Source organism: Thermodesulfobacteriota bacterium (assembly GCA_034189135.1).
Taxonomy (GTDB): domain Bacteria; phylum Desulfobacterota; class Desulfobacteria; order Desulfobacterales; family JAUWMJ01; genus JAUWMJ01.
In genome coordinates, this window is sequence record JAXHVO010000034.1 from 38,713 (window position 1) to 45,833 (window position 7,121).

At 43.2% G+C, this 7,121-nt stretch carries 4 protein-coding genes and 1 tRNA gene; all 5 read left to right on the plus strand.

Annotated elements, in window-relative coordinates; all coding sequences use genetic code 11:
• Nucleotides 1-95 precede the first annotated feature (95 nt).
• The 5 genes from mnmG (at nucleotide 96) to SWH54_05210 (ending at nucleotide 6,949) form a co-directional block, all read left to right on the plus strand.
• A complete protein-coding gene (gene mnmG / locus SWH54_05190) occupies nucleotides 96-1,982 on the plus strand; it encodes a tRNA uridine-5-carboxymethylaminomethyl(34) synthesis enzyme MnmG (protein ID MDY6790648.1) in 1,887 nt (628 codons plus the stop codon).
• A 160-nt stretch (nucleotides 1,983-2,142) separates the two neighbouring features.
• Nucleotides 2,143-3,057: a DnaJ C-terminal domain-containing protein gene (locus SWH54_05195; protein ID MDY6790649.1), complete on the plus strand. Its 915-nt coding sequence runs from the start codon at nucleotides 2,143-2,145 to the stop codon at nucleotides 3,055-3,057.
• A 293-nt stretch (nucleotides 3,058-3,350) separates the two neighbouring features.
• Nucleotides 3,351-3,869, plus strand: a complete 519-nt coding sequence (hpt, locus tag SWH54_05200; GenBank protein MDY6790650.1) for a hypoxanthine phosphoribosyltransferase — start codon at nucleotides 3,351-3,353, stop codon at nucleotides 3,867-3,869.
• Nucleotides 3,870-3,884: 15 nt separating this feature from the next.
• The gene (locus SWH54_05205; protein ID MDY6790651.1) at nucleotides 3,885-6,632 is read left to right on the plus strand and encodes a DUF3426 domain-containing protein; all 2,748 of its coding nucleotides are present in this window, start codon (nucleotides 3,885-3,887) and stop codon (nucleotides 6,630-6,632) included.
• 240 nt (nucleotides 6,633-6,872) lie between these two features.
• A tRNA-Met gene (locus SWH54_05210) sits at nucleotides 6,873-6,949 on the plus strand.
• Nucleotides 6,950-7,121: the final 172 nt, after the last annotated feature.

The following is a 7,121-nucleotide window of genomic DNA, read 5'->3' on the forward strand; positions in this document are numbered from 1 at the left end:
TTTTTTAACCATAAAGGGGTAAAGAACTCAAGGGGTATCTACCCAGGTGAGTAGTCTGACTGCATGAGTAGTCACGGATTATCAAAAATAGAGAGATGCAATTTTATCAAAAAAATTACGACATCATAGTGGTCGGTGCAGGCCATGCAGGATGTGAAGCCGCTCTGGCTGCTGCCAGAATGGGATGCAGCGTCCTTATTCTGGCCATTGATCTCGATAAAGTGGCAGCGATGCCTTGCAGCCCGTCCATCGGTGGAATGGCAAAAGGACAGCTGGTTAAAGAGATAGATGCTCTGGGCGGAGAGATGGCCAGGATCACCGATAAGTCGACTATTGCATTCAGAACGCTGAACACCAAAAAAGGCCCGGCGGTGCATTCAACCAGAACGCAAAACGACAAGATACGCTACCATATAGCCATGAAGGCTGTTTTGGAAAAACAGCCAAACCTTGATTTAAAACAAGCCATGGTGGAAAAGCTGGTGATAGAAGATGGGAGAGTCATCGGTCTGGAGGATGTCACTGGGTTTGGCTACCATGCGCGCTCTGTTGTTTTAGCGACCGGTACCTTTTTAAGCGGTCTTATACATATTGGTTTTAAATCAATTAAGGCAGGAAGAGCTGGAGAGTTTGCTTCTTATGGCCTCCCAGCGCATTTGAGCGAGCTCGGATTCGAACTGGGAAGGATGAAAACCGGCACACCCCCCAGGTTAAAAAAATCAACTATCGATTTTACCAAATTTGAAAGACAGGAGGTTGAACCAGACCCTGTGCCCTTTTCTTTTTTTACTGATAAAATTTCCATGCCTCAAATCCCGAGTTACATTGGGCACACCAACCAGAAAGGGCATCAGATTGTCTATGACAACCTTAAACACAGCGCACTGTACGGCGGAATTATTAAGGGAGTTTCCGCCAGATATTGTCCATCCTTTGAAGATAAAATTGTAAAATTTCCTGATAAAGAAAGGCACCAGGTCATCCTTGAACCGGAAGGCCTCGATACGGAAGAGATATATGCCAGCGGCCTTGGAAACAGCCTGCCTATGGAAATCCAGATTCAGCTCGTCCGATCTGTAAACGGACTGGAAAAGGCTGAAATGATGCGCCCCGCATATGCCATAGAATACGACTATGTCAACCCCGTCCAGCTTAAACATACACTTGAAACAAAAGCGATTTCGGGACTCTATATGGCAGGGCAGATCAATGGCACTTCCGGTTATGAAGAGGCAGCCGCACAGGGAATGTGGGCAGGCATCAACTCGGCGAGCCGCATTCAGAAAAGACCGCCTTTCATTCTGGACCGATCGCAAGCATACATGGGAGTGATGGTTGATGACCTTGTCACCAGGGGTACCCGTGAGCCGTATCGGATGTTTACTTCAAGAGCCGAATACCGGCTTATGCTGCGGGAAGATAATGCAGACCTTAGGCTTATGGAGACCGGTCACGAGCTTGGTTTAATCGATAATGACACATTAAAAGATATCCAAGAAAGAAAACACCGGATTGCCGATGAGATTCTAAGAATCAAGAAGACCATTGTCAAGCCAACAAAAAAAGTGAACAACTACCTGAAGAGCCGTGGTTCCAGCGAAATCACCAATGGGATTCATTTGGATCAACTTCTCAAAAGGTCTCAGCTTGATTATGGTGCGGTGGAAAAACTGACCGGAAGTCCAGCCAACCTCAGCCCTAAGATCAGCCGTCAGGTGGAAATAGAAATCAAGTACGAAGGCTATATCCAGCGGCAGCTCAAAGAAATTGAAAAGTTCAAAGACCTTGAAAAAATTAAAATACCACCGGATTTTGACTTTTCCATTGTCCATGGCCTCTCAAATGAATTGAAGGAAAAGCTGTCAACGGTGAGCCCCTCTTCCCTGGGCCAGGCATCTCGCATAGACGGAATCACTCCGGCTGCCATTTCCGTGCTTATGATTGCCCTTAAAGCTCACAAAAAAAATAGTGCGAATGGCTGAAAAACCGCTACAACAAAGTAGATGGGACTATGGTTTACTGAAAATAGCCGACGTGATTTTAATCACCTCCCAATTACCTTGACATTTAAGGACTTTAAACTTATTTTCTGTTCATACTGGATAATCCAACATGAAAAAATTTTTACATAAGGAAATATAAATGTCAGGAACAGACTATTACAAAACACTTGGGGTAACCAAAACCGCCACTGATGATGAAATCAAGAAGGCTTACCGAAAACTTGCCATGAAATATCATCCGGATCACACCAAGGGAGATAAAAACGCTGAAGAAAAGTTTAAAAAAATTAGTGAAGCCTATGCCGTGCTCAGTGATAAGGAAAAACGTAAACAGTACGACACTTTTGGTTCTGACGGTTTTCAACAACGGTTTTCTCAAGAGGATATTTTCCGAAGTTTTGATTTCGGTGATATCTTCAAAGAATTTGGCTTTGGTGGGACCAACCCGTTTACGGGCCGCAGAGGGGGTATGAGATTTTCACGTGGTTCCGGATCCCCATTCGGTTCTCATCCGGGCCGGCAGCAGCAACTAAAAGGGCCGGACCTTGTATATGAGCTCCCACTGTCCTTGCAGGAGGTTTCCAAAGGAACAAGCAAGGTCATCAGCTTTGACCATAAAGGCCGCCATGAAAAAATGACTGTCAAGATTCCCCAAGGCATGATCACCGGGAAAAAGCTGCGTATTGCCGGAAAAGGGGAAGAGAGTCCTTATGGCGGGCCTTCAGGCGATTTATATATTCAGTCTAAGGTAATGAATGATCCGATATATAGTGCAAAGGAATATGACCTCTATGTAAATCGAGACCTCAAGTTAAGTGAAGCCATTCTCGGTACGAGCATATCAGTGCCAACCCTTGAAGGAAAAGAGTTAAGCCTGAAAATACCCCCTGGGACCAGGCATGGCACCAAAATGCGTCTCGCAGGCCACGGACTTCCTTCCATGAAAGGAAAAAAACGGGGAGATCTTTATGTTCATATCCAGATCCCCATACCAAAAAAATTAAACAAAGAGCAGAAAAAGATCATTAAACAATTAAAAGAAAGCGGCCTGTAGAAACAAGGTGGTATATACCAACGACCCAAAAAATAGGGCTTTTTCATAGCAGAAAATAGCATACCGGGTTGGGGGGTATAAATCAGGATTATTTTCAGTTAACCACCGGTAGCGCTCAACATGTAACTCACGGCAGCATCTTTCAACTTAAAACCAACATCCTGTCTGGAATTGACAACATATTGTCAATATGGCTTGACTAAACGCCTAAATATATTGACAAGAACAGCTATTCTGTGTAATAATCACAATTTAAAAATATAGCTCTGATTGAGTTGGGATTTCTTATTACTATGCCTGAATTCATACCTGTCCTTAAAAAAGATGATATCGGCAAAATGGTGGCTGACATTGCACGTAAAATTTCAATGGATTATAAGGACAGGGACCTTGTTCTCATCGGTGTTTTAAAAGGCTCTTTTGTTTTTCTTTCTGACCTCATGCGAAACCTGTCCATTCCTGTAAAGGTCGATTTCGTAGGGATTTCCAGCTACAGCGATAAAACTTCATCATCGGGAAAGATTCAATTAACCAAAAGCATAGATATCGATATTAAGAACAAAAACGTACTGGTGGTGGAAGACATTGTTGATTCAGGCTTGACGTTAGCCTGGCTAATCGATTATCTTAAATCTTTTAAGCCTGACACTGTCAATATTTGTGCCCTGATTGACAAGCGTGAGCGAAGAGAAACCCACATTCAAATTGATTACTCCGGACATGTGGTACAGGAAGGGTTCCTTATAGGGTACGGGCTTGATTATGCGGAAGATTATAGAAATCTGCCGGAAATTTACCACCTGAAATTATAATCAGCGGGGTTTGCCATGATTTTAACATGCAATAAATGCGGTATCGGTTTCAATTTTGATGAAACCCTTTTAAAAGAAACAGGTTCTAAAGTCCGGTGCTCAAAATGCAAAAATGTTTTTACTGCCTATCCCACTTCTTCACAAGGCCAGTCTGAAATGACCGACTTTGCCACAAAAGACGAGCCACCGTTTGCGCCGGATACTGAACCATCTCTCCAAACGCCGGATGAAGACGGAATAGACCTTAAAAACGTTGACCTGGAAGAAATTGAAGGCATACTCGGCATGGACAATGAGCCTGATTCCGCAGAGACTTCATCAGAAGGATCCGGTGAACTTGGCTTCGATTTCACCGCCGAAGAAGATAAAGAAGAAGCCACCCTGGAATCCACTCTTGAATCGGAAAAGACTGAAGAGCTTGATCTTGCTCAAATGGATAATATTCTAAAAGAAGACGAAATCTCCGAAGAGACATTGTCGCTGGATCTGTCGGATATGGAAAATATCCTTGAAGTAAAAGATGAACCGGCAGAAGAAACCGAATCATCTCAGGAGGAAGGTCTCGACCTCGAACTTGATCTTGACATTGATGAAAATGAAGGTGAGACCAGCCTGGAATCCACTCTTGAGTCGGAAAAAACTGAAGAGATCGATCTGTCGGATATGGAAAATATTCTGGAAGTAAAAGATGAACCGGCAGAAGAAACCGAATCATCCCAGCAGGAAGATCTCGACTTCGAACTTGATCTTGACATTGATGAAAATGAAGGTGAGACCAAATTGGAATCCACTCTTGAGTCGGAAAAAACTGAAGATCTCGATCTTGCTGAAATGGATAGTATCCCTGAAGAAGACGAAGAACCGGAGCCAGAAAGCGACCCCTCCGAAGATACCCTTGCGCTTGATCTTGATTTTGATATTGATGAAATCTCTGACCAAGGTTCGCCCGATTTCGAACCCGACGAAACCGTTGCGCTAAATCTGTCTGATATGGACAATATCCTTGATGTAGAAGATGAACCGGCCAAAGAAAGTGAGTCATCGGAGGAAGATGACTTTGACTTTGAACTGGATTTTGGCTCCGATCAAGATGAAGTGGTAAGTGATTCCGAACCTGAAGTCGATTTGGAAAAGACAGAAGATTTGGATCTTTCTGATTTTGAAAACATCCTTGATGAAGATAAACCGCCGGAGACTGAAAGCGAGTCAACCGATGACACCCTCGGACTTGATCTTGATATTGATGAGATCTCCGACCAAGACGGATCCGATTCCGAACTGGAAGAAACCGTTGAAATGGATTTGTCGGATTCGGACACTTCCCTTGAAATTGAAGATGAGGAATCCAAAAGCGCTGAACCGGCTGCAGATGATGATCTTGACTTTGAACTGGATCTTGATTTTGAAGATGAAAAGGAATCCGACGACAAAACACCAAAAAGCACCGTTGCAGAAGCAGAAGCGCCGGATGAACTTGATTTTGAGCTGGATCTGGATATGGACGAAGCTGAAAGCATAAATGACGCTGAACTAGAGCTAAAACCTGAATCGGAAGCCATTGAAGAACTCGATTTGCCTGATATGGAAGATGGAACCGGTACAATAGATCAGCAGGTTGCTGAAGACGTTTATGATGAAAAAACAGATGAACTTGATTTTGATTTAGACATGGTTACGGAAGAGGGCGAAGACACTGATAACGATTCGTTGGCCGTTGAATTGGGAGATGCGGAAGAATTCGATTTATCTGATCTGGAAAGCGCTCTGGGTGAAAATGATAAAGAGATTGAAGAAGATGCTTCTGCTGAAGAATTGGAAGAGCTTGAGTTGGATTTAGATATGGTGGATGAAGTCACGGACGTCCCCGATGATAACGCATCGGAAATACAGCTGGAATCAACAGAAAAATTCGATCTGTCTGATATTGATAGCATGATCGATACAGATGAAAAAACAAAACCACAGGATGAGGAGCCAGAGGAAGTGGAGCTGGATTTTGAAATTGATGGGAGCGCCCAGGATCTTCTGGTAGAAGATGAAACGATTGAAGAACAACTTGTTTCACCCCAAAAAGAAAAACTTGATGATACTTTTGATATGGGAGCGGTGGAATACGAATCCGAAGCTGAAGATGTGGAAGCTTTTACGGATTCAAAAAAAGCAAAACCCTATGCAACCAGAAAAAAACCAGCGGGTAAGAAGCGGCTGAGCGCGCCGATGCGTATATTGCTGATCCTGGTTCTTCTGGTGGGAGGCGCTTACGGGGCCCAGCAGATTTTAAACAGCATGGGGATAAAGATTTCTGTGACCGACGCTATCCGAGAAATACCTTTAGTGGGGGATCTGCTTCAACCTGATGTTAAAGACATTGGCAACCTTTCTATGAATATTTTTGAAAGGTCCGTAAACGGTAAATTTGTAGAAAATCCGAAAATAGGAACCCTTTTCGTGGTCACCGGTAAAATTAAAAACGAATACAAGCATTCCCGGCGTCATATAAGAATGACAGGCAAACTCTATAAACAGGGCAAAGCACTGGTAAAAACAGAAACGGTTTATTGTGGAAATTTATTATCAGAAACAGAGCTTAAAAGTCTTAACCAAACGGCCATTATTAAGCGACTGAAAAACCGCCTGGGTGATAAAAGAATAAATCTAAATGTTAAAAGCGGCCAGGTGCTCCCGTTTATGATTGTATTTTCAAACCTTCCGAGTGGTCTGGAAGAATATTCCGTTCAGGTAGCGGGATCGGGGAAGTCTTAGAAAAAAGTCTCCGGTTCAGGGTAAAAACGTGATTAAAAAAAATATTGCCTTTGGAATTGTTAAGACAAAGCTTTTCTCTTCGCCAGCCGGATTTCACCTCGATTTAGATTAAAACTGTGTTCAACAATCCGATATGAACCTGAGACCATTATAAAATGGTACATTTGGTTGGTTTTCCACTTGACTATGTTAAAACAGACTGTTAGAGAAAGCGCTATTAAAATTTGAGAAAAAAATAATGGCGATGTAGCTCAGGTGGTCAGAGCATGCGGCTCATATCCGCAGTGTCCGGGGTTCAAGTCCCTGCATCGCCACCAAATTAAAATCTGAAGCGTTCCAATTAAGTCCAAAACCCCATGATTATATTAGAGTCATGACCTCCGGCCCAGCCGGAGGCTTGCATAAAGCCCTATAAGGGCATCGATACTGATAACCCCTTAAGGGGTATTATTGTGTTAAAATTACTGTTCTGCGACCAAATCCATTTTT

Excerpts from the sequence above, each read along its gene's own strand:
- mnmG (MDY6790648.1), top strand. The coding sequence starts at position 96 with ATGCAATTTTATCAAAAAAATTACGACATCATAGTGGTCGGTGCAGGC.
- SWH54_05195 (MDY6790649.1), top strand. The coding sequence starts at position 2,143 with ATGTCAGGAACAGACTATTACAAAACACTTGGGGTAACCAAAACCGCC.
- hpt (MDY6790650.1), top strand. The coding sequence starts at position 3,351 with ATGCCTGAATTCATACCTGTCCTTAAAAAAGATGATATCGGCAAAATG.
- SWH54_05205 (MDY6790651.1), top strand. The coding sequence starts at position 3,885 with ATGATTTTAACATGCAATAAATGCGGTATCGGTTTCAATTTTGATGAA.